27 protein-coding genes are annotated in these 24340 nt (G+C 40.8%); 19 read left to right on the top strand and 8 right to left on the bottom strand.

The window, feature by feature from the left end; all coding sequences use genetic code 11:
- Positions 1-1831, bottom strand: a 1831-nt coding sequence (locus tag NTV63_05230; GenBank protein MCX6710321.1) for a hypothetical protein, incomplete at its 3' end; no start/stop codon positions are given.
- A gap of 159 nt (positions 1832-1990) precedes the next feature.
- A complete protein-coding gene (locus NTV63_05225) occupies positions 1991-3211 on the bottom strand; it encodes a hypothetical protein (protein ID MCX6710320.1) in 1221 nt (406 codons plus the stop codon).
- Between the two features lie 101 nt (positions 3212-3312).
- On the opposite strand from NTV63_05225, the gene NTV63_05220 reads away from it, so the two are divergent.
- Together NTV63_05220 and NTV63_05215 are read left to right on the top strand one after the other, a co-directional pair.
- Positions 3313-4380, top strand: coding sequence for an mRNA surveillance protein pelota (locus NTV63_05220; GenBank protein MCX6710319.1), 1068 nt, complete (start codon positions 3313-3315; stop codon positions 4378-4380).
- 151 nt (positions 4381-4531) lie between these two features.
- Complete coding sequence (locus NTV63_05215; protein ID MCX6710318.1) at positions 4532-5032, top strand: hypothetical protein; 501 nt, start codon at positions 4532-4534, stop codon at positions 5030-5032.
- 18 nt (positions 5033-5050) lie between these two features.
- Here NTV63_05215 and NTV63_05210 read toward each other — a convergent pair whose 3' ends face one another.
- Both NTV63_05210 and pta read right to left on the bottom strand, forming a co-directional pair.
- Positions 5051-6235 (bottom strand): acetate kinase, encoded by a 1185-nt coding sequence (locus NTV63_05210; protein MCX6710317.1) that lies wholly within the window; start codon positions 6233-6235, stop codon positions 5051-5053.
- 1 nt (position 6236) lies between these two features.
- Positions 6237-7262, bottom strand: coding sequence for a phosphate acetyltransferase (pta, locus tag NTV63_05205; protein MCX6710316.1), 1026 nt, complete (start codon positions 7260-7262; stop codon positions 6237-6239).
- A 168-nt stretch (positions 7263-7430) separates the two neighbouring features.
- Here pta and NTV63_05200 point away from each other — a divergent pair, with 168 nt between their 5' ends.
- The 3 genes from NTV63_05200 (at position 7431) to NTV63_05190 (ending at position 9288) form a co-directional block, all read left to right on the top strand.
- Positions 7431-7823 (top strand): translation initiation factor IF-5A, encoded by a 393-nt coding sequence (locus NTV63_05200; protein MCX6710315.1) that lies wholly within the window; start codon positions 7431-7433, stop codon positions 7821-7823.
- A gap of 24 nt (positions 7824-7847) precedes the next feature.
- A complete protein-coding gene (gene rpl40e, locus NTV63_05195; GenBank protein ID MCX6710314.1) occupies positions 7848-8006 on the top strand; it encodes a 50S ribosomal protein L40e in 159 nt (52 codons plus the stop codon).
- 76 nt (positions 8007-8082) lie between these two features.
- Entirely contained in the window at positions 8083-9288 is a 1206-nt protein-coding gene (locus NTV63_05190; protein ID MCX6710313.1) for a site-2 protease family protein, read from the top strand.
- 122 nt (positions 9289-9410) lie between these two features.
- On the opposite strand, the gene NTV63_05185 is transcribed toward NTV63_05190, so the two are convergent.
- The gene (locus NTV63_05185; protein ID MCX6710312.1) at positions 9411-9674 is read right to left on the bottom strand and encodes a PRC-barrel domain-containing protein; all 264 of its coding nucleotides are present in this window, start codon (positions 9672-9674) and stop codon (positions 9411-9413) included.
- A 243-nt stretch (positions 9675-9917) separates the two neighbouring features.
- Here NTV63_05185 and NTV63_05180 point away from each other — a divergent pair, with 243 nt between their 5' ends.
- The 4 genes from NTV63_05180 to NTV63_05165 are packed head-to-tail and all read left to right on the top strand — an operon-like array spanning position 9918 to position 13130.
- A complete protein-coding gene (locus NTV63_05180) occupies positions 9918-11141 on the top strand; it encodes a DNA repair exonuclease (GenBank protein MCX6710311.1) in 1224 nt (407 codons plus the stop codon).
- Positions 11142-11198: 57 nt separating this feature from the next.
- Positions 11199-11456 (top strand): hypothetical protein, encoded by a 258-nt coding sequence (locus tag NTV63_05175; protein ID MCX6710310.1) that lies wholly within the window; start codon positions 11199-11201, stop codon positions 11454-11456.
- A 37-nt stretch (positions 11457-11493) separates the two neighbouring features.
- On the top strand, positions 11494-12735 hold the full coding sequence (locus NTV63_05170; protein MCX6710309.1) for a hypothetical protein: 1242 nt from the start codon (positions 11494-11496) through the stop codon (positions 12733-12735).
- Positions 12729-13130 (top strand): hypothetical protein, encoded by a 402-nt coding sequence (locus NTV63_05165; protein MCX6710308.1) that lies wholly within the window; start codon positions 12729-12731, stop codon positions 13128-13130. The genes NTV63_05170 and NTV63_05165 overlap by 7 nt, the downstream gene beginning before the upstream one ends.
- A 58-nt stretch (positions 13131-13188) precedes the next feature.
- Here the strand turns inward: NTV63_05165 and NTV63_05160 are convergent, their stop codons facing one another.
- On the bottom strand, positions 13189-13584 hold the full coding sequence (locus tag NTV63_05160; protein MCX6710307.1) for a hypothetical protein: 396 nt from the start codon (positions 13582-13584) through the stop codon (positions 13189-13191).
- Positions 13585-13847: 263 nt separating this feature from the next.
- Between NTV63_05160 and NTV63_05155 the strand changes: the two genes are divergently transcribed.
- Positions 13848-14810 carry a hypothetical protein gene (locus NTV63_05155; protein ID MCX6710306.1) on the top strand — a complete coding sequence of 321 codons (963 nt, stop codon included), beginning with the start codon at positions 13848-13850 and terminating at the stop codon, positions 14808-14810.
- 36 nt (positions 14811-14846) lie between these two features.
- A complete protein-coding gene (locus NTV63_05150; GenBank protein ID MCX6710305.1) occupies positions 14847-15755 on the top strand; it encodes a hypothetical protein in 909 nt (302 codons plus the stop codon).
- Between the two features lie 71 nt (positions 15756-15826).
- Here NTV63_05150 and rpsB read toward each other — a convergent pair whose 3' ends face one another.
- Positions 15827-16423 (bottom strand): 30S ribosomal protein S2, encoded by a 597-nt coding sequence (gene rpsB / locus NTV63_05145; GenBank protein ID MCX6710304.1) that lies wholly within the window; start codon positions 16421-16423, stop codon positions 15827-15829.
- A 154-nt stretch (positions 16424-16577) separates the two neighbouring features.
- Complete coding sequence (thpR, locus tag NTV63_05140) at positions 16578-17105, bottom strand: RNA 2',3'-cyclic phosphodiesterase (GenBank protein MCX6710303.1); 528 nt, start codon at positions 17103-17105, stop codon at positions 16578-16580.
- 171 nt (positions 17106-17276) lie between these two features.
- Between thpR and NTV63_05135 the strand changes: the two genes are divergently transcribed.
- From NTV63_05135 to NTV63_05100, 8 genes are all read left to right on the top strand, one after another.
- Positions 17277-18371, top strand: a complete 1095-nt coding sequence (locus NTV63_05135) for a hypothetical protein (GenBank protein ID MCX6710302.1) — start codon at positions 17277-17279, stop codon at positions 18369-18371.
- Positions 18372-18464: 93 nt separating this feature from the next.
- Positions 18465-19271: a prolipoprotein diacylglyceryl transferase gene (gene lgt / locus NTV63_05130; protein ID MCX6710301.1), complete on the top strand. Its 807-nt coding sequence runs from the start codon at positions 18465-18467 to the stop codon at positions 19269-19271.
- Positions 19268-19501 (top strand): hypothetical protein, encoded by a 234-nt coding sequence (locus tag NTV63_05125; protein ID MCX6710300.1) that lies wholly within the window; start codon positions 19268-19270, stop codon positions 19499-19501. Before lgt ends, NTV63_05125 begins: the two co-directional genes overlap by 4 nt.
- A gap of 23 nt (positions 19502-19524) precedes the next feature.
- Positions 19525-20736, top strand: coding sequence for a tRNA 4-thiouridine(8) synthase ThiI (thiI, locus tag NTV63_05120; GenBank protein ID MCX6710299.1), 1212 nt, complete (start codon positions 19525-19527; stop codon positions 20734-20736).
- Between the two features lie 13 nt (positions 20737-20749).
- Positions 20750-21637 (top strand): TIGR00269 family protein, encoded by an 888-nt coding sequence (locus NTV63_05115; protein ID MCX6710298.1) that lies wholly within the window; start codon positions 20750-20752, stop codon positions 21635-21637.
- A gap of 89 nt (positions 21638-21726) precedes the next feature.
- Positions 21727-22371, top strand: coding sequence for a hypothetical protein (locus NTV63_05110; GenBank protein ID MCX6710297.1), 645 nt, complete (start codon positions 21727-21729; stop codon positions 22369-22371).
- 4 nt (positions 22372-22375) lie between these two features.
- Complete coding sequence (locus NTV63_05105) at positions 22376-23101, top strand: glycosyltransferase family 2 protein (GenBank protein MCX6710296.1); 726 nt, start codon at positions 22376-22378, stop codon at positions 23099-23101.
- A gap of 31 nt (positions 23102-23132) precedes the next feature.
- Positions 23133-24340 (top strand): hypothetical protein (locus NTV63_05100; GenBank protein ID MCX6710295.1); only part of this gene is annotated, 1208 nt, incomplete at its 3' end.

The following is a 24340-nucleotide window of genomic DNA, read 5'->3' as shown; positions in this document are numbered from 1 at the left end:
AAACTGAATTTTTAACATAAAGAGGATTGTCTTCTGATGTGCAGCCGGCAATATGGTCAGGAGTTCCGTCTCCATCATCATCGCCAAATTTTCCCACGCTTGTTTCCTGTGTCATCATTCCGAGAAGCATTGTCCTCATCTGGAAAGGAGTGAGCCAATCAACCTGATATTCTGATATTGCATTATCCAATCCCTCTTTTATTTCCATTCCCCGGCCAGTTCCTTCATAAATGTCAATGTATGATTGTGAAGCTAAATTTGAAGGGTCAAGCCTCGCGCAGTCCTCCTCTGTGAAGCTAATTTCAGTAAGCCCGTCGCCTGAAGAGCCATCTCCAGTTGTTTTTTTGGCTTCCTGCAGGTAGATGTCTGAATGCGCCCTCATAATGTAGTCATATTCTGCAATCACTTTTATGTGGGGCATCCAAAGGTCAAAGCTCTGCTCACTCATTCCAGTAACCTTAATCCCGCAGATGAAGGATTTCACTGAAATTATAGGGTATTTCACTGTAAAACCGCTCTGGAGAACATACTCATCGCCTGACTTTTTGAATGGGCAGAAGTCCTTTAACTCATCCGGGGCATATATCTCAATGTTATCAGGAACTCTTATCCGTATGTTTTTAATCTTTGAGATTTCTCCCCCATAATAGCCCCATTGGTTGAAAAGCGCGAAAACAATCTCTGCAGAGGTTGACTCTTTTGCCGAAGCCCTTATCCCTATTGGATTTTGTGTTACCCTTATCCCAAGGTTTACAGGACCGTCGTTGAATCTTGCAACAGTGTTTTCATCCTGCCCGTAAACATTTGCCAGGAAATCCTCGCCCCACATCTCCATCATGAGGTTTCTCCTTGCATCGTCCATGACATAAATCTTAAGGTCTGACTCTGTTGTGAAAGGGAATGAAACGCTTACATTCAATTCATTTTCCATGTCCTTTCTCTTGACTGTATTGCCAACGCACCTTACTGTCCTTTTCCTGTTGCTTATGTCCATGAAGGGTATCTCAGAAGGGCTTATTGCAGATGCCTTTTCATTTTCAATATAGCATTCTGGAACTGCAATTATGTCATTGTATATCCTAAGATTTATTCCCTCGACATCAGAATAAAATGTAACATCATCGCCTGCTTTGTATTCATTTTCAGGAACAAGAAGGGTAGGCTCTGAAATGCTCATTCCGACATACTCGCCCTCTGCCTCCCCGGTGGGGCAGTTTCCTGAAGCGCATTCCACCTGAGTTTCAATATACCCTGTCATCTGCTTGTTTGTGTTTGCAAGGAAATCCTTAATTTCCCCTCCTGCTGTTTGCACATTCTTTTTTCCGCTTATTTCTGCCTGAATCTGGAGCACAGGGAAAAACTTCATTGAAAAATAAATCATTAGAACAATGACGATTAGAACGATAAGTATATTGAAGATATTTGCAGCAGTTGTCCTGCTTGAGAAAATTATTAGCGCAAATAATCCTGCAATTCCCGCGCATACCCACCAGGAAACGCCGGAATATCCCATGAACAATGCGGCAAGCGCACCAATTATTACAAAGGGTATCTTTTTCAGAAAGGAGAGAGTGCTGTCAGCATTTATGTTTTGGGCATACCCTTTGAGATATGCTCCAATTGGAGGGCGGGTGCTTGGCTCCCTTGATGCCTGAGCAGATTCAGTTCTGATTTTCCGGTCATTTATTTTTTCTTTTATCCTGTCTGCGTTTTCCCTTATGCTTTCTTTTATCTTTTCAACTTTTTCTCTTATCCTCTGTCTCCTCTGCTCTTTTGCATCATCAATTCCTTTTTTTACCGCGCCTGCTGCAGCCGCCACCGGAACAGGCATTTTATGCCCTCCTCAGAAAAGGAGCCCAAATTTTCCCAATTGTAGCCATCTCTTTTTTTCTCCATGAGCAAATGCAGGCGGATGAATGAATTATCAAAAAAGAATTTGAATAAATATGTTTCAGGTTCATTTCGCCTCTTTTTTTTAAAAACGCCTTACCTAAGGCAGGAATGTCTCAATCCTTATCTGGGCAACGTCAATTGTGTCAAGCGGCTCAAGCTTGAATGCATTGTTTCCAAGCACTATGTCATCCTTTGAGATGTCATGCTTGTATTCAACATCGCTTGTCTCAACATGCTTGAGGACATTGTTTATCTTGAAGTCAAAGCTCTTTTCAGAGTCGTCTGCAAACCTTATTGACAGCCTTGCTCCAACTGTTCCGTTTTTTATCCTGTTGAAATCCTTTTCATTGACGCTGAAATAATAAACAGGATGCATTATTTCCTTGAATTCAGGCACCATCCTTATCTGCTGAAGCATGTACCTTCCGACATCTGTGCTGAACACAATGCTGTTCTCGCCAATCGCAAGCTTTGAAGGCGAAACCTCAATGCGCTTCACATCGCTGCATGAAGGAGCAAAGTCAGCTATCTCGTTTCCATTAAGGGAAACGCTTATCCTTCCTGCTTCTGTAGACAGGCATTCTATGTACATTGAGAGCATTTCATTCTCGATATTATTGCGCTCAAAGTCAACAAGCTCAAAAACATTCTTACTGCTCTGAAGCACTGTGTCTGTAACATATCCTGTTATCTTTATGTCCTCAAGGCTGTAGCTGTTGCTCCTCCAGAAGGCAGCACCAGGTTTTGAGACAGAGAATTCAAGAATGTTCTTTTCAGCAAGAGACATTGAAGGAAGCTCAATTGGCTCAGGATTAAGCGTTGTTATCTCGCCGTTGAAGATTTCCTCGCCATTCAGCATTATTGCAAGCCTTCCCGAGTGCTCCCGCGCAGAAAATGACAGCAAAACCCCTTCTGTCCTTTCAGCGCTCTTAAGTTCAAAGATAACGCTCTTTTCCACGCTTGAAAAAACACTGCTTCTTATGTAAAAAGGATTTATCTTTTTCAGGATTGTTGCTTCGCTTGAAACCTTAAGATATACATCTGAAAAGGAATGTCCATCCTCATACCTGTCAAAAATTGAGGAAGGCTCGAGCTTTCCCGGTTTTTCATTAAGGAAAACTACTTTTGCGTCTGCATCTGAGGAAGAGCCTTCGCTGTCATTCCCAAAAAGCATTTCCTCTCTTACTTCGGGGGGAAGGAACAGAAGATATGCAATTATCATGAGAGCAACTATTCCAATCAGAACAGAGGTTTGGACTCCGCCCTGCGCTTTTTTGCCAGAATTAAAAAAATCACACCTTTTTTTATTGGAATTCATGATGAACCACCATTTCAGATAAATAAGTTTAAATATATATGTTTTTCTGTTAAACCAGCGAAAAACAGAGGGAAAATTCGTGCTAAAACAGGAGTAAAACAATGAAAATAATGCACAAAAATCTCAGGGATGGAGAAATCAGGCTCAAGGCAGAAAACCTTGATGACTTATGGTGCCTTTCCGGAATTATTGAGAGCGGAGACATAATCAGCGGCAGGACTCTTCGCAAGATAAAACTCGGCGGCGAGGAGGACAGGAAATCATCTGCATTCAAGAAAGAGTTATTTCTTAAGATAAAAGCAGAGAGCATTGAATTCCACAAGTATTCAGACATATTGAGGATTTCAGGAACAGTCATTGAAGGGACAGATGATGTTTCCAACGGAAGCTATCATACCTTCAGTGTTGAACCTGGAAGCACAATAACAATCACAAAAGGGCAGTGGATAAAGCCGCATCTGGACAAGATTGAAATGAGCTCAGTTTCCCTCCCAAAAATAGCGGTATGCATTTTTGACAGGGAAGAGGCATTTTTCTACCTTATCAGGATGCAGGGATATGAGAAGCTTCTTGAGATGAAAGGGGACATTGAGAAGAAATATGATTCGGGAAGCAGGGGAAAGGCAAAGGGAAGCTTCTATTCCGAGATAATAGACGCCCTCAAGGAATATGACAAGAGATACGCGCTTGAAAAGATAATAATAGCAAGCCCGGCATTCTGGAAAGAGTATTTAATGAAAGAGGTGACTGATCCCGAGCTGAAGAAAAAGCTTGTCCCTGCAACAGTGAGCAGCGTTGACAAAACCTCAATTGAGGAGCTTATGAAAAGGCAGGAGCTTGAGAGCGTCCTCAAGGAAGACAGGGTTTCAAAAGAGGAAAAGGCTGTTTCAGAGCTTTTTTTTGAGATTGCAAAAGACGGGCTTTCTGAATACGGATTCAACCAGGTTTCAGGTGCAGTGAATTCAGGCGCAGCTGAAAAGATTCTTGTGACAGATGAATTCATAAAAAAGGCAAGGCAGGAAGGGAAATACCCGGAGCTTGAGAGGCTGATGAGGCTTTCAGAGTCAATAAAGGCATCAATAATTATAATCTCATCTGAGAATGAGCCCGGAAAAAGGCTGGATGGAATAGGGGGGATTGCAGCAAAACTCCGATACAAGATAAATTAAAGGCAAGAGTAAGAAGATAAGAAATTAAAATTAATAAAAATTAAATCAGGAAAACACGATTTACTATTTTTAAGTAACTATGAAAGAAACATTTAAATAATGTCAGCGTTTCTATTTTTCTATTATCTTTTTTAACAAGAGGAGGTAAAAAATGGAGACAACTTATCTTATTCAAAGATTGGACAAGCCAGTTCAAAGAAAAAACAATGCACCGGTAAATCCTTTCTCTTTTGGAGCAGGCTCAAGCGGATTGGAGGAAAAGACAGAAGAAGCACTAGCCAACATCTGGTCTTGGCATTATATGGGTGCTGCTGAATTTGAAAACGGCATTGTCAATAATGCATTAAAAATGATTTCAGAATATTCTCAGGCTAATGATTTTGCTACGGGAATCTGCAAACTTGATGATAAGAAAAAGGCATATTATATCTGCAAAAAAGAAGACGAAAACGGGGTTAAAAAAATAATCACGCAGTTGTATGATAACGAAAATGCCATTAAACTAAAAGCGCCGGCATTGCTAAAACCAAGCTTTGAAGAACGAAAATATTTTAAAGACACTTTAGGATGGCTTGAGCTGAATAATGGGTTTATGTTCTTTAAAGGCAAAAAAATGTATGCGCAAACTTTAGAATTCTTTGGCATTAAATAATTTTTTTTTTAATAATAATTATTTTTTCTTAAGAACCTTTTCTGTTTCCTCAGCAATCATCAGCTCCTCATTTGTCTTTATCACAAGAACTTTCACTTTTGAATCAGGAGCACTGACAACTGTCTCGTTTGCCAGGTTCTTTTTCCTGTCAATCTTAACGCCAAGGTATTCAAAATTTGAAAGGATTGCTTCCCTTGTAATTCCTGAGTTCTGCCCAACACCTGCAGTGAAGACAATTGCATCAACGCCGTTCATAACAGCAGAATATGCCCCGATGTATTTTTGCACCCGGTGGACAAACATGTCAAAGGCAAGCTTTGCCTCTGGCTTTTTCCTGTTTTTAAGGTTTGAGAGTATGTCCCTGAAATCAGATGAGAATCCCAGGATTCCGAGGATTCCTGATTCCTTGTTGAGCATCCTGTCAACTTTATCCTTGCTCATCTTCATCTCCTTTTCCAGGTAAAGCACAAGCCCCGCGTCAATGTCCCCTGAGCGGGTGCACATCATAAGCCCTTCTAATGGCGTGAACCCCATGCTTGTGTCAACGCTTTTTCCGTGCTCAATTGCGGCAATTGAAGCACCGCTTCCGAGGTGGCAGGTTATTATCTTAAGATTTCTTGCATCTTTTTTGAGGATTTTTGCAGCCTCAATAGAGACAAATTTGTGGCTTATCCCGTGAAAGCCGTATCTCCTTATCTTGTTCTGTTTGTAGAATTTCATGGGTATTGCATACATGAATGATTTTTCAGGAATTGTCTGGTGGAATGCAGTGTCAAAGACAGCAACCTGCGTTGTGTCGGGCATAAGCTTTTCGCACGCCTCTATTCCCAACAGGTTTGAGGGATTGTGGAGGGGAGCAAGCTTTGAGTATTTCTTTATCGCAGATATGACATCCCTGTCTATTATTACGCTTTCGCTGAAAAGCTCTCCGCCGTGCACAACCCTGTGCCCTATTGCATCTATCTCAGAAAGTTTCTTAACTGCGCCAGAGTCAGTTATAACCTGAAGGACATGCTTTATAGCATCCTGATGGTTCTGTATTGGGATGACAAGCTTTTTCTCGCCCGAATTCCTCATCTTTATGCTTACATATGAATCAGAAAATCCAATCCTGTCTGCCATTCCGCTGCAAACAGAGTCAATATTCCTGAAAAGGGCATATTTCAATGTTGAGCTCCCTGCATTTATGACCAGTACGAACATTTTAGCATTTTCCTCCCTTGCAGAAAATTTTTGCCTGGACAGCTGTTATTGCGGCCAGATTAACTATGTCTTCTGTGCTGCATCCCCTGGAAAGGTCATTAACTGGCTTGGAAAGCCCCTGAACAATAGGGCCTACTGCCTTTGCCATTCCGAATCTTTCCACAAGCTTGTAGCCGATATTTCCGGAATCAAGATTAGGGAAAATTAAAACATTAGCCCTGCCCATTATTTTTGAACCAGGGAATTTCCTTTTGCACACCTCAGGGACTATTGCTGAATCAAGCTGCATCTCGCCCTCAATCAGCAAGTCGGGCCTTTTCTTCTTTGCAATCTCTGCTGCATTCCTCACCTTGTCCACAAGCTCATTCTGTGCGCTTCCCCTTGTGGAAAATGAGAGCATTGCAACCTTTGGCTTCATCCCGAACTGGACTGCAGTTTCAGCAGCGCTTATCGCAATTTCAGCAAGCTCATCTTCATTCGGGTTGACATTGACTCCGCAGTCAGCAAAGATGAAATTGCCAAGTTTATGAACTATCAGAAGGCAGCCGCTTGCAAGGTTTATCCCCATTCTTGTCTTTATTATCTGGAATGCAGGGCGCAGGGTGTGTGACGTAGGGTGTTTTGCGCCTGAAATAAGGGCGTCTGCAAGCCCAAGCTTGAGCATCATTGTTCCAAGATAAATCTTGTCAGAGAGAAGCCTGACTGCGCCTTCTATGCTGAGCCCTTTTTCTTTCCTGAGCATAAAAAGCTGCTCTGAATAATAATCAAGGTCAAGCTCATTTTTATCAATTATTGATATCCTCTCAATTGCGCTTTTCCTAATCTTAAGGCGCGAGAATGCCTTGAGTATGTCTTTTCTTATCGCATTAACGCTCCTTTTTTCATCTGAAATGAGAACCGGAAATGCAATCTTTTCATTTGCAATTATGGAAACAGCATCTATCACCCTTGAATCATCATCCTCAATGAAGATTATCTTTTTCTCAAGATGGGCTGACTCTTTTTTCAGATTTTTTATTAAATCCATAAAGCCATTGGAGCCGCAGATATTTTTAAATGTTTGCATAGGAGAACAAAATCAGGATAAAAACAAAAAGTTTTATAAAGGGTTTAAAATTCTTTTAAATTCAGTTTCAAAATCCAAGATTAAATCCAAATTAAATTGCAGAATGTCCGGGATTTTGAGGTGTTCATTATGACTACAAAGATTGTTACCGCGAATTCGCTTCAAAAGGGGAATTATGTGCTCATGGAGGGGGCAGCATGCAGGGTTACAAGCGTGCAGATTTCAAAGCCGGGAAAGCACGGGCACTCAAAAGTAAGGTTCGAGGGAATGGGGCTTGTTGACGACAAAAAAAGGGTCGCAGTCCTTCCCGGGCACGAGAATGTGGAAGTTCCAATCATTGAAAAGAAAACAGCCCAGGTGCTTTCAATATCAGGAAGCAAGGCAAGCGTAATGGACATGGACTCCTATGAAACTTTTGAGATGGAAATCCCAGAAGAGGTAAAGGAGCAGGTAACAGAAGGCTGCACCGTGTTATACTGGGTAGTGCTTGACGCAAGGGTAATGAAGCAGCTCAAGCCGTAAAAATATGGGATAAGGTGTTTAATCATGAAATTTCCAGAAGCAGAAGCAAGGTTGTTCAAGAATGTTTTCGTATGCAGGAAATGCAAGACCAAGAGAAGGGCTCCAAACATGAAAGTCATTGCAGGGAAGATTTCCTGCAGAAGATGCGGAAGCAAGGCGCTTAAGCCAATAAGAAAGAAGTAAACTTTTTTTAAAATCATTTTCCTAAACTTTTATTAATGCATTCATTTTTAGGGATAAAAAAGGCTCAGCATAAAAAATGAATTACGACTTAATCGCACTTTTGGCTTTCATCTTTCTGTTAAGTTTATACATCAGGAAAAAAAGGAAGAACCTTGAGCTCCAGAAGATACTTTATCCTGTTGTTTACATGCTCCTTTACAAGACGAGCATAGGAATAAAGCTGATGAACTGGATTGGAAAGAAATACCGAAAGCTCATAATAACAATAGGATACTGCTTTGTCGGCTTAGGATTTTGCGGGCTTCTTGCAGTCTCCTACTCAATACTCAGCACAATGATACGGTTTGTGCTTTCTCCGGGGACAACTGCAACAGGGATGTACCTGCTTTACCCGGGCACTCAGATTCCTGGAATCGGATACCTTTCTTTTTGGTACTGGCTTATAGGACTTTTTGTGACAGCAGCAATCCACGAGTTTTCACACGGGATTGTGGCAGTTGCGCACAAGGTCAGGATAAAATCCAGCGGTTTTGCAATCCTTGGGATAATAGCCCCGATATTCCCTGTTGCCTTTGTTGACCCTGATGAAAAGGAGCTTTCAAAAATTCAGGATGTTGCCCAGCACTCAATATTTGCAGCAGGCCCCATGATAAACCTGATTCTTGCTCTCATAATATTTGCAATCCTTCCCTATGTCGCTGACTCAACAGGAACAAGGCTCGCGCCTTTTGAGGAAAGAATAACGATGCCTGTCGGATTTTCATTTGACATCATTAACTCAACAATGCCTGCAGGAAAGGCAGGGCTTGTTACAGGAGCACTGATAAACAAGGTTGGAAATGAGAGCGTTAAGGATGCAAACCTTTTTGTGGAAAGGCTATACTTCTGCGCCTCTCCAGGAGAAAACTGGAGCATGGGAAATGAGAACAGAACCTACGCAATTGAGACAATAAAAAGCCCTGCAGACAATACGAGGGCATACATAGGAATCGAGAACATAAGGAATGTGCGGGTTGTAAAGCAGGAATACAGATGGTTTTCAGGGCTTTTCTACTGGATAAAAGGGCTTTTCAAGTGGATATTCACACTTAATTTCTTCGTTGGGCTCTCAAACCTGCTTCCCATATTCATAACAGACGGCTCAAAAATGCTCCTTGTTGCGCTTGAAAGCAACATAAGGGACAAGAAGAAAGCAGTAAAAGTATGGAAAATCATAAATTCAGTATTCCTCTTTGCGATAATAATTGGGCTTCTTTCAAGCTACATAAAAAAGCTTTTCTGAAAATGCATCTCGGATAGAGACGCAGCAGTGCCTTTAATTTATTCTCGTCTGCAGAGCATAATCCCAAGAAACAATATAATTAAGAATAATAAGAAAAAACAGAAAAGCAAATTCAGAATAATTTATACAATGTCCTCTTCAGAAACAACAAGATAGTCGCCTGTTGCAATGACTGCGCTGAAAGGGATTAAGATGTTTCCGTCCTTGTCTCTCTCAAGGTCCATTTTTTCTGTGTAGATTGTTGGATTTTTAAGAACAATGTGTATCAGTTCGCCTGATTTTGTTTCAAATATGATGTCGCCGACTTCCCCGAATTTCTTGCCAGTCTTACTTACTACAGTCTTTCCCATCAACTGGGTGCTCAGTTTCTTTTCTTCGCCAGCCATTCTTTACCACCTTTTTTCAAAAATTTTAACAGCATTTGATAAGGATTTTTTCCTCTAATTCCCTGGTATTCCAAATAATTAAGTTATATATAAAACTTTTTATTGATATTGAGGGTAAGCACAATATTCATACAATGTTAGGGCTTTTAATATGAAAAGGGAACAGAAAGCAATATGGCTGCTGAAAGCCGGATTTAAACCCGAGGCAAACTTTTTTATACTGTCTCGGATTAATTTTTTCCCATGAGATTCGCGCATATGGCTGACTGCCACATAGGCGCCTGGAGGGAGCCGAAGCTAAGGGATGCAAACATGCAGGCATTCTTTCGGGCAGTTGAAATCTGCATTGAAAAGAGGGTTGACTTTGTCCTTATTGCAGGAGACCTTTTCAACACAGCCTTTCCAAGTATAGATAGCTTAAAGGACACTGTTCTGAAACTCCGAGAATTAAAAGACAAAAAAATTCCGGTTTATATAATACCCGGAAGCCATGATTACAGCCCGTCAGGAAAAACCATGCTTGATGTGCTTGAAAATGCAAAACTTTTCACAAATGTCTTTCGGGGCAGTGTTTCAGACGGAAAGCTGAGCCTTTCTTTTACTAGAGATGAGAAAACAGGGGCAAAAATCACAGGAATCCTGGGAAAGAGGGGGATGCTTGAGAAATCCTACTATGAGAATCTGGAAAGGGAGCCTCTTGAAAAGGAAAGCGGCTTTAAGATTTTCATGTTCCACTCGCCAATACAGGAATTAAGCGGAGCAGATTCGCACTTTGAGTCAGCGCCAATATCATTCCTCCCAAAGGGGTTTAATTATTATGCAGGCGGGCATGTGCACACAGTTCTTGAAAAGGATTTTTCAGGGTATGGAAAGATTGTATATCCAGGTCCAATTTTTCCAAACAGCTTTTCAGAAGTGGAGGAACTCCAGAACGGGGGCTTTTTCATAGTTGATGCAGATGAAAATTCGCTGAAGGCAGAATACGAGCCAATTGTGGCATACAACACCTGCCCAATCTCAATAGAATGCACAGGAAAAAGCGCAGAGGAGGTAACAACAAGCATCATTGATGCAGGAGAGAAGAGGGAGTTCATAAACACAATAGTTTTGATAAGGCTTTCGGGAAAGCTTTCCACAGGGAAAATCTCAGACATAAATTTCACAGAAATATTCTCATATTTCTACGGTAAGGGGGCTTTCTTTGTGATGAAGAACACATTCTCCCTCAAGTCAGATGAGTTTACTGAAGTAATGATTTCATCTGATTCAGTTGAAAAGATAGAGGAAGCGATGATAGAGGAGAACTCGTCCCAGATGAACCTTTCGGGATGCAGCAGGGAGGAGATTAAGGGAATCCTGCATGAGCTGATAAAGGCGCTTTCAGCTGAAAAGCGCGAGGGTGAAAGGCAGGCTGATTTTGAGGCAAGGCTGAAGTCAGACGCAGAAAAGGCGCTTAATATTAATTAATATTAATTCCAGATAATTCCTGAAAAGGGAAAAATGAGCAAGCTTAAAAATTTTTTAATGCCCAATCCAAACAAGGCTTTCGCATTCATCCTGATTTACTCATTTGCCTTACTTTGGCTGAAGAGCTTTGGCGTTAATATATACTATTTTTCCTTGTTTGCAGTTCTTTCATACATATATTCATGCGACCTTATCATTAAAATAGAAGAGGGAAGGATAAAGGATTCCTCTCAGATGCTTAAAGACCTTGCAGGAAAGCTCGTCATATCCGCAATGGCGGGAGCATTAATCATGCTCCTTTCAAGAAAAGTTTAAATCAATTCAAGCCAATTACCACAAGAACATAACTAAAATGAAAACCAGCAAAAAAAGGGGAGGTTCAGAGATTGATGTTATAATAAGCCTCACACTTTTCATGCTCTTTGTTGCATGGTTCTTCGTCTTTCTCAAGCCGATTTCAGAGCCGAAGAATTCTGCAAGCTCGCTATACTGGATAATAGAGAGAAACCTGAAAAGCATGAACTGGCAGGTCGAGAAAACAATGGTTGTCCTGAAATCAAACCTTTCCTCAAATGAGCCGGCAATAATTCCCCTTCCTTATCCCTGGCTTGACAACAACACAGTGATTTCTCCTGATGCGCAATTCGCCATAGAAGACGGAAGAATATTCACCTATGCTGATTTCTCAAATGCAGATAGAGGAAAGATATTTTTTTACCTAATACACTCTTCGCACAATTCATCAAGCCTTCCTTCTCCAGGGATAAATGCGATGGAGGGCTTTTCCACAACAGAGCATTTCAGGGCTGATTTCACCAATTCAATCCTGAGAAACATGTCATACAACAACATAAGCGTGCTTTACAATTTTTCAGTATCTGCAAACAACGTCATGATTATCCCAGAAAGCAGCTCATTCACAAACAGGAAAATTATTGCAATATACCGCTTTTCTTCAGGAGAGATAAACCACTCATACTATGTATTCCACAATTCCTCAATGCTTTTTGGATTCCTGAATTCAGAAAATCCTGCAATGATAAGCATGAATTTTTCGCTTTACAACTTCAGCAATTATTACATTGACAATGAGAAAAGCGGCAACATAACAGAGGAAGGAGCAAGCCACACAGCGCAGTTCATTGAACTCTACAGCCCCCAAATCCCAGAAAGAAGCATTGCATTCGCATTCAACACGTCTGTTGAAATCAGGATAAGAGAGACAGGAGAATTTGCCGAATTGGAAATAGAAAAAGAGCTTGAAAGCATTGAATATAGGATAATTCCCCATTCAGGCGATTACACCGCAGTCATCAACTATTCAAGGCCGTATGAGGTGGCTTTTGGCATCCTTGCAAACCTCAGCGGAATATCAGAGGAAAAGGCGTCTGCTGAAAACAGATATTCAATAGTATCATCAGGATATCCCTCAGGAAGGGGGCTGTTTGTTCAGATTTCATGCAGTGGAAAAAACATGGAAATAGGAAATGCACCTGTTTCTGATTCAGACATTTACTCAAAGGAGATTGATGATTTCATCTTATACCCAAATGGCACAAGGGAAAGCTGCAATGTGGGGGTAAGCGCTTGGTAAAAACCATTGGAAAATCCGGATTTGTCAAGATACTCGAGGTCTTCTTTGCAATAATGATTGCATTCACCTTTCTCGTGTTCATAATGCCCGGAATAACAAGGACTGAGCCAGAAGAGCAGGAAGTAAGGGTGCTTGAAATGCTAATAGAGAATTCAACATTCCGGGGATATGTTCTTTCTGAAGAAAATGACTCAGTCAATATCTCAATAGGGAATGAGCTAATCAAGGAAAACCTGAGGCAGTACAACTACACATTCACAATATCAGAAAATCCCCTGTTTTTTTCAAATGCGCTTCCAAATAAAGAGGTGATTGTCTATTCAGCATTTGTCGCTTCAAACTCAACATTTTACAGCCCGAAGGCATTAAGGCTTTATCTCTGGAAAACTGAATAAAAAATAAAAACAAACAAAACAAAAAATAAAAAAAGAAACTACATAAGAGACAATGAATTTAATCCCCGGTTATAACCTTCTCTTCAAGAGTGAGTCCTGAAGGGACTTTTTCTGAGGGAACCCTCTCCGGAACCTCAATTGTCGCATGCAATGGGATTTTCCCTGAATCATATCCATTCCTCTGCTCTGTAAGCTCCAAAAGAGCCCAGTTTGTTCCTACATAGTCTGAATATGTTGTTCCCTCGTCTGCCTTTACCTTTTTCCAGGTGTAGAATTCCTTTTCCCCCCCCATCCTGAAAATTTCTGAATCAGCGCTCTGCGCAACAGAATACCTGTATTGAATTGGCTGAGTGAATGTATTGTAGCCGAAAATCCCTGCTGTTCCTATTGCTCCTATAAGCGCAGCTGTCCCAAGAAGATTCCTTATTCCGCTCTTATTTGATTTTGAGTTCATTTGAGACACCTCCCTTTTTATTATTTATCACCAATGAGTAGTTATTAACTCATGGAAGTATATAAATCTTTCGTTTTGTAGCCACTTTGGAATGGCAAATTAAAAGGCAAAATAGGAAGAAGCAAACAGAAAATTAAGAAAGCATCTGCAGGCAAAAACAAAACAATAATCAAAAAATAATTCAAAAAAGAACAGCGATTTGCCTGAATTATAACCACTATGCAATAGCATATTTTATAAATAAGCAGGGCTATGGCATTCCCATGCATTATGATTACTCAAGGCAGAGGACTCTGGAGGAAGTTATAGAGGAGACAAAGCTGCGCTTGAAGCAGCAGGAAAATTTCAGCAGGGATTTTATCCCGCCAATTATGTTCTTGTATAAGAATATCCTCAGGCCTATTTACGCTGAAGTCAAATCCTCGGGGCTTGAGAATATTGAGAAGATTAAAGACAAAAAATACAGTATTATAACTTACAATCACATGTTCAATTTTGATGCTGTCGAAATTGTTTACAATATTATGCGTGCAGGAATACATCCCGCGAATGTTTCAAAGCATGAAGTCTTTTTTGACAAAAATATTGGCGACCGGCTTCTCAAATGGCTTATGGAAGGAAGTGGAAGTTTTCCAGTATATCTTGTTTACGAAGAAAAAGACGGCATTAGGAGCAGCAGAGGGACTGGCGAGCTTGACAGGCTGAAACTGGACAATTTCTTCAAGCAATTCTGGGCATACCTCGAGCTGGAGAAGCCGGTTACAATGGCAATCAATGGTTCAATAACAAGGGAGAGAGTATTTCCAAAGCCGGAGAACGGGCTTGCCCATGCCCTTATTCGCGTTCCGGAACAGATAGGCGCCAAGGCAGATGAGATATACATCCTGCCTGTCGGAAACGCTTTTATCGGAGACCTGACAGAGTATGTTAAAATCCTTTCTGACCATGTGCATTACAGGAATTTTATTTCCCAAACTAAAAACGGGTTGCTGAAAATCCGCAAAAAAATATCGCTCTTTTTAAAATTTGGAGAGCCATTCACTTTAGAATCAGTATTAAAAAATCATCAAGAGCCGAATGGAATTGAGCAGAGAGAGGCTATTTCAGCAGAAATCATGAACCGCATAAAAAATGAAATCAGGAAAGCATGGAATGAATTTGACATAGAAAAGAAATACAATAGAAGTGTTGAGGATTATTTTAAAGAATCATTTTTTGCAAAATAAATTGCAGTGCAAAATTGGTGTTTGGGGTGCAAGCATTTGTCATATGAGTATCTGAAGCCGAAATCTCTTGAAGAGACAATAAAAGAGACAGAAGAGCGCATAAGATACCAGGATAATTTCATGAATTTTTTAGTCCAGCCTTTTGTCACCCCATTATACCTGGGGCTGAGCAGGTCTGTCTATAAGCAGGTGAAATGTTCCGGGCTTGAAAATCTGGATGAGATTAAGAAATCCAGATGCGCGGTTATTACTTACAACCACATGATTGATTACGATGCTGTTGAGATTATATGCCGGCTGTTCAAGGCAGGGATACATCCTGCAAGTGTTGCATTTCAGGATCTCTTTTACAAGAGCTCAAAAGCCCTCACATGGTTGGTAGAGGGCACAGGCGCCTTTCCTGTTTTTAATGACGGCACCCGTTTTGAGAGGACAAAGCTAAATAATTTCTTTAACCAGTTCTGGGCTTACCTCTGTCTCAAACGCCCGGTTACCATAGCAATAAATGGAGAGATAACAAGGGAGAGAGTATTTCCAAAGCCCCACAACGGATTGGCGCATGTTCTGCTCAATGCTCCTGAACAAATAAATATTCCTACTTCTGAAATAAAAATAATGCCCGTGGGTGTCGCTCTGATTGCGAATATGAATGAATACAACAAAGTATTTTTTGACGAGAAGCACTACAGGAACCTTGTGGTAAGGGCAGTTGCTGCATTCAGTATGCTTTACAAAAAGAGCTCATTGTATCTAAGTTTTGGAAAGCCTTTCACTCTTGAGTCAGCACTGAAAAATTTTTCTGCAGAATCTGAAGCAGAAGCAAGAAACTTGCTGTCTGCCGGGATAATGAAGAACATAAAGGCCGAGATAAGCACAGCATGGAAAGAGTTTGATTTGGAAAAGAGATACGGCGTGAGTTCGGCCGACTATCTCAAGGAAGAGTAAAAAATCTTAAGAAGATGATTCCTCAAAGGCAAAACAAAATAATAAAATAATTTAAAAACAATAAAAAATGCCTACTCGTCTGAGAAGTCGTCAAGGGTGTATTTGAATTCCTCGTCGCTCTTTATCATTCCGCGCCTTTTCATGTATTCGCGCGTAAAAATCCAGAAGAAAAGTCCGAGGCTCTTCTTTCCCTTGTTATTGCAGGGAACAACAAGGTCAATATAGTTTGACTGGTTGTTTGTGTCGCACAATGCAATCACAGGAACGCCCATCTCAAACGCGTCAAGAACTGAATTCTTGTCGGGCCATGGGTCTGTAACAAGGATTATCTTCGTTTCAATGTAAGTCTTGAGCTGGGGATTTGTCAGTGTTCCCGGGGGATATCTCCCTGTGAAAATCCTTATTCCTGTTATCTTGGAAAGGAGCTTTACTGCCTTCCAGCCGTTCTCTCTCCTGCTTACAATCACAATGTCTTCAGGTGCATACTGAGAGAGCATGTTTATTGCAAGCCCGATTCTCTGGTCTATAACCTGAAGGTTCAGGACTGAAAGCCCGTCCGGCCTTGTCTTGTAGATGAAATTTTCCATGTATTTTGTCTTGAACTTCGTCCCGATGTGAATTCCGGATTTGAGATAGTCATTTGTGGGAACCAAAAAAGATTCTGCCATTTTGTTTTTCCTCCATATAACAGCGTAATAGAATTATTACACTGCATTTTTTTAACCTCAGCAGTTTCGCCTTTTTCAGGCAGCTTTTGCGCTACAGCGCGCATGCATAGGTAATATTTCAGAAGGCTTCAGGGGATATTTATAAATTTAACTGTTATTGCAGGCTGAACCTGGAAAGATTCTCATAAACAGGGGCTTTTTCACTCAATACCGACTTTTTCAGGAAGAATTCTGACACCTGAAAGGATTTCTCCTCAACTTTCAGATTCCTTATTCTCGCTATGAGGACATCTCGGTCATTAATGAATTTTACCCTTGCAAGGGTTACGTGGGGAGAAAAACTCTCCCTGGAAAATCCAAGAGGGATAAGCGCATCATCAATCTTCCTGTTGAGCTCAATCAGGGAATCTGATTTCAGCCCAAGCCAAATCACCCTCGGCTTATTGTATCCGGGAAAAACCCCCTGAGAGGAAATTATGCAGGAGAATCTCTTAAGAGCAATATTGGATAGAGCCGCCTTAATCTCATTTGCCTTTTCTTCGCTTATCTCCCCGAGAAATTTAAGGGTGAGATGAAGGGAAGATGCTATGGAAAGCCCTGAAGTTCCAAAAAGCTGCTCCTGGACGCCTTTCACATAAGAGTTTATCTCAGGAGGGAAATCAAGCGCTATGAATGCTCTCATTTTCATAATAATTGTCTATCATTATAAAAAATTTTTTATCATGGCCTTAAACTTAACGCCGTAATAGGGAAAACTTTAAAAACCACCCAAAACTACTCCTCGTCAAATGATTTTTTTGATAACACCCGCAGAAATCTCAGAATAAAATCATCTTAATTTGGAGGTTATAAAATGGCAAAGCACCATAAATCAGAAGAAAACGAGGAAAGCCACAAGGAAAAGAAGGCAAGAAGGATAAAGCCAAAAGTCTTAAAATATGTCAGCCTTGCGCTTTTAATCATTGTGATTGGAATAGCTGTGTTCTTGATAATAAAGAACACCGGGCAGAAGAATCTTTCAGGACTGATAATAATAAATGACAAGAGATGTGACACATGCGCCATAGCGCAGATTGAAACCCAGCTAAAGTCAATGTTCCCTTCAATGAAGGTTACAACCCTGGACTACTCTGACAAGGAGGGAAGGGCGCTTTATGACTCACTGAAGATTACAGCGCTTCCGGCAATACTCTTTGACAAGTCAGTTGAGAAAGAGGCAAGCTACACCCAGATACAGAATTACTTGGATGCGAAGGGCGACTACATGTCATTAAGGATAGGCTCATCATTTGACCCAACAAAGGAAATCTGCGACAATAAAATAGATGACAACGGAGATGGAAAGATTGACTGCCTTGACCCAGAGTGCACAGCATCATTTGAGTGCAGGGAAGAGAAGAAGGCAAACCTGATGCTTTTCGTAATGAGCGACTGTCCATATGGAAAGAAGGCAATTGAGGCGCTGAAGGAAGTTTATACAACTTTCAACAAGAGCTTCGCATATGAAGTGCACTATATCGCAAGTGAAAGTAGCACAGGATTTACAAGCCTGCATGGGCAGTATGAGGTTGACGAGGACATAGTCCAGTTGTGCGCAAAGAAATACTCTCCTGACAAATGGCTTAATTACACCTACTGCAGAAGCGTAAACGGAATAAAGGGAATTGACTGGAAGACCTGTGGAGCAGAAGCAAAGGTTGATGTTACAAAGGTTGATTCATGCGCAAAGGGAGAAGAAGGAAAGACGCTTTTAAGGGAAGACATAAAGATTGCAAATGCAATGAACATAGGAGCGTCCCCAACATGGATTGCCAACAACAGATACCAGTTCGGAGGAATTGACGCAGCAACTGTCCAAACCCAGTTCTGCAAGTACAATCCAGAACTCTCCGGCTGCAGCGCAATAGTCTCAGCAGGAAGCAGCGTTCCTGCGGGAAGCTGCGGTTAAAAATATTAATTAATTTTTTTTTATTATTTTTCATTTTTTTTTGTTAATATTGATAAACAAGATTAAATCAATAAAACCTTAATCTAAAAGGACATGTTTATACACAACATAAACCCGGTTTTAGCAAGAGTGGGATTTCTTGAGATTAGATATTACGGAGCAATACTTGCCCTTTCTGTTTTTTTAGGAGTTGCGCTTATTGTTCATCTTTCAAGGAAAAAAAATTCCGGAATTGACGAGAACATCCTTCTTGAGGCGCTCTCATACATGGTTTTAGCAGGGCTTGCCGGAGCAAGGATAGCACACATCTTAATGCACGATACGCTTTTTTACATTCAAAACCCGTTTGAGATTATTGCGCTCTGGCACGGCGGGCTTGCTGCTCACGGCGCCTTTATCGGAGGGGCTCTTGCGCTTTTCCTTTACTGCAGAAAAAAGAAAATATCATTCTACAAAATTGCAGACATTGTTGTAATCCCCCTCGCCCTGGGGCTTGCATTCGGAAGGATTGCAAACTTCATCAACGGCGAGCTATACGGGAGAATAACAAGCGTTCCCTGGGCAGTCAAGTTTCCGGGAGCAGAGGGATTTAGGCATCCATCCCAGCTGTATGAGTCAGCAAAGAACTTCATAGTGTTCCTTCTCCTAATCTGTCTCACAAAATACAACTCAAAAAAGAGGAGATTCAAGGACGGATTCATCTTCTGGTGCTTCATACTTTCATATTCTGTCCTTAGGTTTATTGTGGAATTCTTCAGGGAGCCGGACATTTCATTTTTGGGATTGAATCTCGGGCAGATAACAAGCATAATCCTCATTATTGCATCAATCCCGTTTTTAATCTCACTTTCAAAATCCAATCCAAAAAAAGAAAAAGCCAAAAAAGGAAAAAGGAAATGAGCATAAGATTAAAGGGAATCCTCGCGTTTTTAGCTGCTCTCATTATTCTTGCAGCAATAGCACTCCTTCTGATACCATTTGCGCTCCTCTGGCTTTCACTTGCAGCAGCAGCATTCCTGATTTCAATTTTAATTGCAATCCCCGGCGGGATAATAATATTCATCTCAAAGAAGCGCGCAGAAAACCGGGCTAAGAAGAGTTCTATCAGGGTAAAAATAAAAGATTTATAAATAAACCTGCCAATTCCCGGATTATGGAAAATTCAGGCGCCAAAAAGGAAGAGAACAGTAAAATGAACAGGATTATTGTAAGGTATAATGAGATATTCCTTAAAGGGCAGAACAGAAGCTTCTTTGAAAAGGCGCTTGCAAGAAACATCAAGCTCTGCCTGAAAAAGCACAATCTCCATTATGAGCGGCTTTCGAGATACACAGGAAGAATAATCGTTTTCTCAGACGAGGAGGTCAGGGAGAAATGCGCATGCCTGAAGCAGGTTTTTGGGATTGCATCATTCAGCGCAGCAGAAGAAATTCCTGCATCAGGCGAATCTGATGTTCAGAGGATGAAAGAAGAGGCGCTTAAGCTTTTCCAAAAGAACGGAATAAGCCCTGATAAAACATTTAGGATAATCGCAAAGAGGATGGACAAGAAATTCCCAGTTGACTCCCAGAAGCTGAATGAGGAGCTTGGGGGATTTGTCCAGGAAAAGACAAACGCAAAGGTAAAGCTAATGCAGCCTGAGCTTTATGTCGGAATTGAAATCCTGAATAAGACAGCATACCTGTTCACAGAGAAAACTCCGGGACCAGGGGGGCTTCCAACTGGAACAGAGGGAAAGGTGCTGTGCCTTTTATCAGGCGGAATAGACAGCCCAGTTGCAGCATGGCTCATGATGAGGCGCGGATGCAAGGCAGTTCTGCTTTACATAGACAACAGCCCGTTTGCAGACAGCAGCAGGCTTGAGCGCGCAAAAAAGACAGCAGAAAAGCTCTCAGAATACTATTACGGCGACAAGCTAAAGCTTTATGTTGTGACAGCAGGAAATGCACTATCTGAATTCAAGAAGATAAACAACAGGTTCACATGCATATTCTGCAAGAGGACAATGTTCAGGATAGCGTCAGAAATCGCAAAAAAGGAAAGCGCATCTGCAATAGTTGACGGCTCAAGCCTCGCGCAGGTTGCATCCCAGACAGTATCCAACATGAGCTCGATAAACAACGCATCGGAATTAATGGTGCTCCGCCCGTTAATAGGGCTTGACAAGAACGATATAATAAAAATGGCAGAGCAGATTGGGACATACCAGATATCCATTGAGAAGACAACTGGATGCAGCGCAGTTCCACTCCATCCTGCAACAAAGTCAGATGAAAAGGAGATTGAATTCCTTGAGTCAAAAATCAGCGTCAAAAAAGAGCTTGAGAAATCAATGGCAACAGAAAAAATAATTGAGCTGAACTGAATTCTTTTGAAAAATGAAATGCAGCAAATGCAGAAAAAGGGCGTGCCTTAACGGGCTTTGCAGAAAGCATTTCATTGAATACTTTGAAAGAAAAGTCATTGAAACAATAAGAAAGTATAAACTCCTTTCAAAAAAAGACAGGATTGCAGTCGCATTTTCAGGCGGAAAGGACTCAACAGTTGCACTCTATGCGGTAAATAAATTCTTCCCGAATGTAACTGCAGTAAGCATAGATGAGGGGATATCAGAGGGAAGCTACAAAAGAGAAACAGGGGAAAATTCCATTGATTTCTGCAAAAAGCACAGAATAAAACTAAAGACATACTCATTCAAGGAGGAATTCGGGCTTACCCTTGATGAGATTCTTAAAATAGTCCATGAAAAGCCATGCTCAATCTGCGGAGTTCTGAGAAGGTGGCTTCTTAACAAAAAACTTTCATCCTTTGACAGGGCAGCAACAGGGCACAATTCAGATGACGAGGCAGAAGCCATATTCATGAACATGACAAAGGCAAACATCTCTACAAATGCAAGGCTCGGACCAATTACAGGAGTAAGAAGCGATAAGAAATTTACAATAAGGGTAAAGCCGCTCTATCTATGCAGCGAAAGGGAAATAGTGGAATATGCAAACATCATGCACTTTCCTGTGCTGAAGAAAAGGTGCCCTTACAGGAAAGAGGCATTCAGGCTTTCAATCAGAAAGTCAATAGAAAGGATTGAGAGAAAAAGAAAAGGCGCAAAAGAGGAATTCCTGAAAAGTCACTTAAAATCACTCTCAAAATTGAGAGAGTATTTTTCAGAAGGCGATATAATGCACTGCAGGGAATGCGGACAGCCGAGCACAAAGGAGCTTTGCAGGGCATGCATAATTCTTGAAAAGATAAGAAATGCAAAATAATCAAATGAAAAATAAATCAGATAACAAATCATCCATAATCATAAAGTTTAATAAATAATCAAGCGCTAAGGAGAGCAGAAAAGAGCAAAATGATAGACATAGTGATTCCGAAGGACAATGAAGAGGAGTTCATACGAATTGCGCAGAGGATTGGAATTAAAGGGCTGTGCTTCCTCTACCAGCCAAAGGAATTTCTTGACAGGAAAAAAGCGCTTGCAGGAATAACTGAAAAAACAAAGCCGCAAATCAGGATTCTTTCAGGATTAATACTTGACGCAACAAAAGCAAAGCAGTTCTCTCTTGACAAAAAAATTTCTGCAGAGTCAGACATTGTAGCAGCAAGGGGGCTTTCCAAAAGCTTTTTTGATGCAAAGGGAATAGACATGATATTCGGGCTTGAAAGCCAGAAAAAAGATTTTGCAATATCAAGAAACTCAGGGCTCAACCAGGTGCTGTGCAATTCTGCAAGGAAAAAGGGGATTGCAATAGGGCTTTCCCTCAGCGAAATCCTGCTTTCAGAAAATTCAGAGCGGGCTGACATCATAGGAAGGATTATGCAGAATATTTTCCTGTGCAGGAAATACGGGGTGAAAATCAAAATAGCATCATTTGCGCAAAACCCAATCTTGCTGCGCAGGCAGAATGACATAAGAAGCCTCTTTCAGGCAATAGGGCTTAGTTCCGAAGATGCTTTACAGGCATTTGAACCTGGTTTTGGAAAAAAGAAAGAGTGAAGAAATGAAACTTTCAGTAACAATACCCGTTTACAACGAGGCGCAAATTCTTGAAGAATGCATAGGAAAATTAAACGCATTCCTTAAAGCAAAAAAATATGATTATGAAATAATAATAGCAGACAATGCATCAACAGATGAAACAAAGAAAACAGCAGAGAAGCTCTGCAAGAAATACAAGAAAGCAAGATATATCAAACTGAAGGAAAAGGGGCGGGGGAGAGCCCTTAAAAAAGCGTGGAATTCAAGCAATGCCGATATTTTGTGCTATATGGATTCAGACCTTGCAACAGACCTCAATAACCTGCCTGAGCTTTATTCTGCAATAAAAAGCGGATATGACATAGCAATAGGCTCAAGACTAATCAAAGGCGCAAAAGTCAAAAGGACATTTTTCAGGGAAATCCTGTCAAGGGGATATAACCTCCTCCTAAGAACAATCCTCAAGGCGCATTTCAGGGATGCCCAATGCGGATTCAAGGCAGTAAGCAAAAGAACTCTCAGAGACATAATCCCGAAAGTAAAAGACAATGAGTGGTTTTTTGACACAGAAATGCTTGTCCTTGCAGAAAAAAAAGGATTCAGGATAAAAGAAATCCCGGTTTCCTGGAATGAAGAGGGGAGGGTAAAAAAGAAAGAGGGAAAAAAAGAGAGGAAGAGCAAGGTTAAAATATTCGGGACAATTCTAAATTATCTCAAATCAATAGAAAGGATGCGCAGGATAAATTAAATCTAAAAAAGAGGGGATTAAAGTAAAAAAATTGAAAGGCAGGAAGGAAAGCCATATTAATCCTCTTAAAAAAATTATCTGTGAAAAAAGGGAATTTCTGCTCATTGCATTGATAATTATTTTAACTTTATTTTCCAGAATTTTCCTTGTAAAAGAAAGCGGATACTTAAGCGACAGGAACATGTATCTTTCCTGGGCTTCAAGCTCAAAGGACTCTGCTTTCGGGGAAATCTATAAGAAATCAAGTTCAGACAACATGCCCTTAATCCTTCTCATGCAGAGGGAGGCGCTAAAACTGCATTCTCACATTAATTTCGGGTTAAGCGCTCTTGACTTTCTCAAAATCCCCAACATAATCCTTGACATTCTTTCAGCAATAGCAATATTCTACATTGTAAAGAGGATAAGCCCAAGGCACGCATTTCTGTCTGCGCTCATATTTTCATTGAATCCAGCAATAATATTTGTGACATCTTACTGGGGGCAGGCAGACACAATTCTTTTTACCCTTCTTGCAATCCTTTTCATAGAAAAACCTGAAATCTCAATGATTTTTCTTTCTGCCTCAGTGTTTTACAAGCTCCAGAACATAATATTCCTGCCGATAATTCTCTTTTTTATAATCAGGAAATTCAGCTGGAAAAGGGTTCTTTCATCGCTTCTTGCAGGGGCAATAACTGCAATCGCAATAATTTACCCATTTGCATCATTCGGCTATTTATCAGATGTTACGCATGTTGCCTTCAATTCGGCAGGGGTTTATCCCCACATAACGATGAACGCCTACAATATCTGGAAAATTGTGGACTGCACTCTTGGAAAATGCGCCGATGAGTGGTGGAACAGCACAAGTGATAACCTGATGATTTTCCCGCATTTTTCCCTCAGGCATTTTTCCCTGCTTCTTTTTTTCTCATCAATTGTCTTTTCCCTGGCGTATATCGGGATAAAAACGAAAAAAGAGAAAAAAAGGCTTTTCCTGGAAAAAGACGAAAAAATATCCAAGAGAGAAATTTGCGCTCTTATCCTATCCTGCGCTTTTGCCGCATTCTCCTTTTTCATGCTCTCAACAGAGATGCACGAAAGATACCTGTTTTATGCAATGCCCCTTCTTGCAGCAGCATTTTTCCTTTTCAGGGAGCTAAAAGCAGCATACATTATTGCAAGCGCATCTTTCCTGATAAACTGCATACGGGCATTAACAGCAATATACAAGAACAATTCTTTTGAGATATTATT

The organism is Candidatus Woesearchaeota archaeon (assembly GCA_026394965.1).
In the GTDB taxonomy this organism is placed as follows: Archaea; Nanobdellota; Nanobdellia; order Woesearchaeales; family 0-14-0-80-44-23; genus JAPLZQ01.
Note: the sequence above shows the minus strand (reverse complement) of the source record. Positions and strands in the feature narration are given on the sequence as shown.

Bases quoted from the DNA above. Each gene is read 5' to 3' on its own strand.
- NTV63_05225 (MCX6710320.1), bottom strand. From the start codon at position 3,211: ATGAATTCCAATAAAAAAAGGTGTGATTTTTTTAATTCTGGCAAAAAA.
- NTV63_05220 (MCX6710319.1), top strand. From the start codon at position 3,313: ATGAAAATAATGCACAAAAATCTCAGGGATGGAGAAATCAGGCTCAAG.
- NTV63_05215 (MCX6710318.1), top strand. From the start codon at position 4,532: ATGGAGACAACTTATCTTATTCAAAGATTGGACAAGCCAGTTCAAAGA.
- NTV63_05210 (MCX6710317.1), bottom strand. From the start codon at position 6,235: ATGTTCGTACTGGTCATAAATGCAGGGAGCTCAACATTGAAATATGCC.
- pta (MCX6710316.1), bottom strand. From the start codon at position 7,262: ATGGATTTAATAAAAAATCTGAAAAAAGAGTCAGCCCATCTTGAGAAA.
- NTV63_05200 (MCX6710315.1), top strand. From the start codon at position 7,431: ATGACTACAAAGATTGTTACCGCGAATTCGCTTCAAAAGGGGAATTAT.
- rpl40e (MCX6710314.1), top strand. From the start codon at position 7,848: ATGAAATTTCCAGAAGCAGAAGCAAGGTTGTTCAAGAATGTTTTCGTA.
- NTV63_05190 (MCX6710313.1), top strand. From the start codon at position 8,083: ATGAATTACGACTTAATCGCACTTTTGGCTTTCATCTTTCTGTTAAGT.
- NTV63_05185 (MCX6710312.1), bottom strand. From the start codon at position 9,674: ATGGCTGGCGAAGAAAAGAAACTGAGCACCCAGTTGATGGGAAAGACT.
- NTV63_05180 (MCX6710311.1), top strand. From the start codon at position 9,918: ATGAGATTCGCGCATATGGCTGACTGCCACATAGGCGCCTGGAGGGAG.
- NTV63_05175 (MCX6710310.1), top strand. From the start codon at position 11,199: ATGCCCAATCCAAACAAGGCTTTCGCATTCATCCTGATTTACTCATTT.
- NTV63_05170 (MCX6710309.1), top strand. From the start codon at position 11,494: ATGAAAACCAGCAAAAAAAGGGGAGGTTCAGAGATTGATGTTATAATA.
- NTV63_05160 (MCX6710307.1), bottom strand. From the start codon at position 13,584: ATGAACTCAAAATCAAATAAGAGCGGAATAAGGAATCTTCTTGGGACA.
- NTV63_05155 (MCX6710306.1), top strand. From the start codon at position 13,848: ATGCATTATGATTACTCAAGGCAGAGGACTCTGGAGGAAGTTATAGAG.
- rpsB (MCX6710304.1), bottom strand. From the start codon at position 16,423: ATGGCAGAATCTTTTTTGGTTCCCACAAATGACTATCTCAAATCCGGA.
- thpR (MCX6710303.1), bottom strand. From the start codon at position 17,105: ATGAGAGCATTCATAGCGCTTGATTTCCCTCCTGAGATAAACTCTTAT.
- NTV63_05135 (MCX6710302.1), top strand. From the start codon at position 17,277: ATGGCAAAGCACCATAAATCAGAAGAAAACGAGGAAAGCCACAAGGAA.
- lgt (MCX6710301.1), top strand. From the start codon at position 18,465: ATGTTTATACACAACATAAACCCGGTTTTAGCAAGAGTGGGATTTCTT.
- NTV63_05125 (MCX6710300.1), top strand. From the start codon at position 19,268: ATGAGCATAAGATTAAAGGGAATCCTCGCGTTTTTAGCTGCTCTCATT.
- thiI (MCX6710299.1), top strand. From the start codon at position 19,525: ATGGAAAATTCAGGCGCCAAAAAGGAAGAGAACAGTAAAATGAACAGG.
- NTV63_05115 (MCX6710298.1), top strand. From the start codon at position 20,750: ATGAAATGCAGCAAATGCAGAAAAAGGGCGTGCCTTAACGGGCTTTGC.
- NTV63_05110 (MCX6710297.1), top strand. From the start codon at position 21,727: ATGATAGACATAGTGATTCCGAAGGACAATGAAGAGGAGTTCATACGA.
- NTV63_05105 (MCX6710296.1), top strand. From the start codon at position 22,376: ATGAAACTTTCAGTAACAATACCCGTTTACAACGAGGCGCAAATTCTT.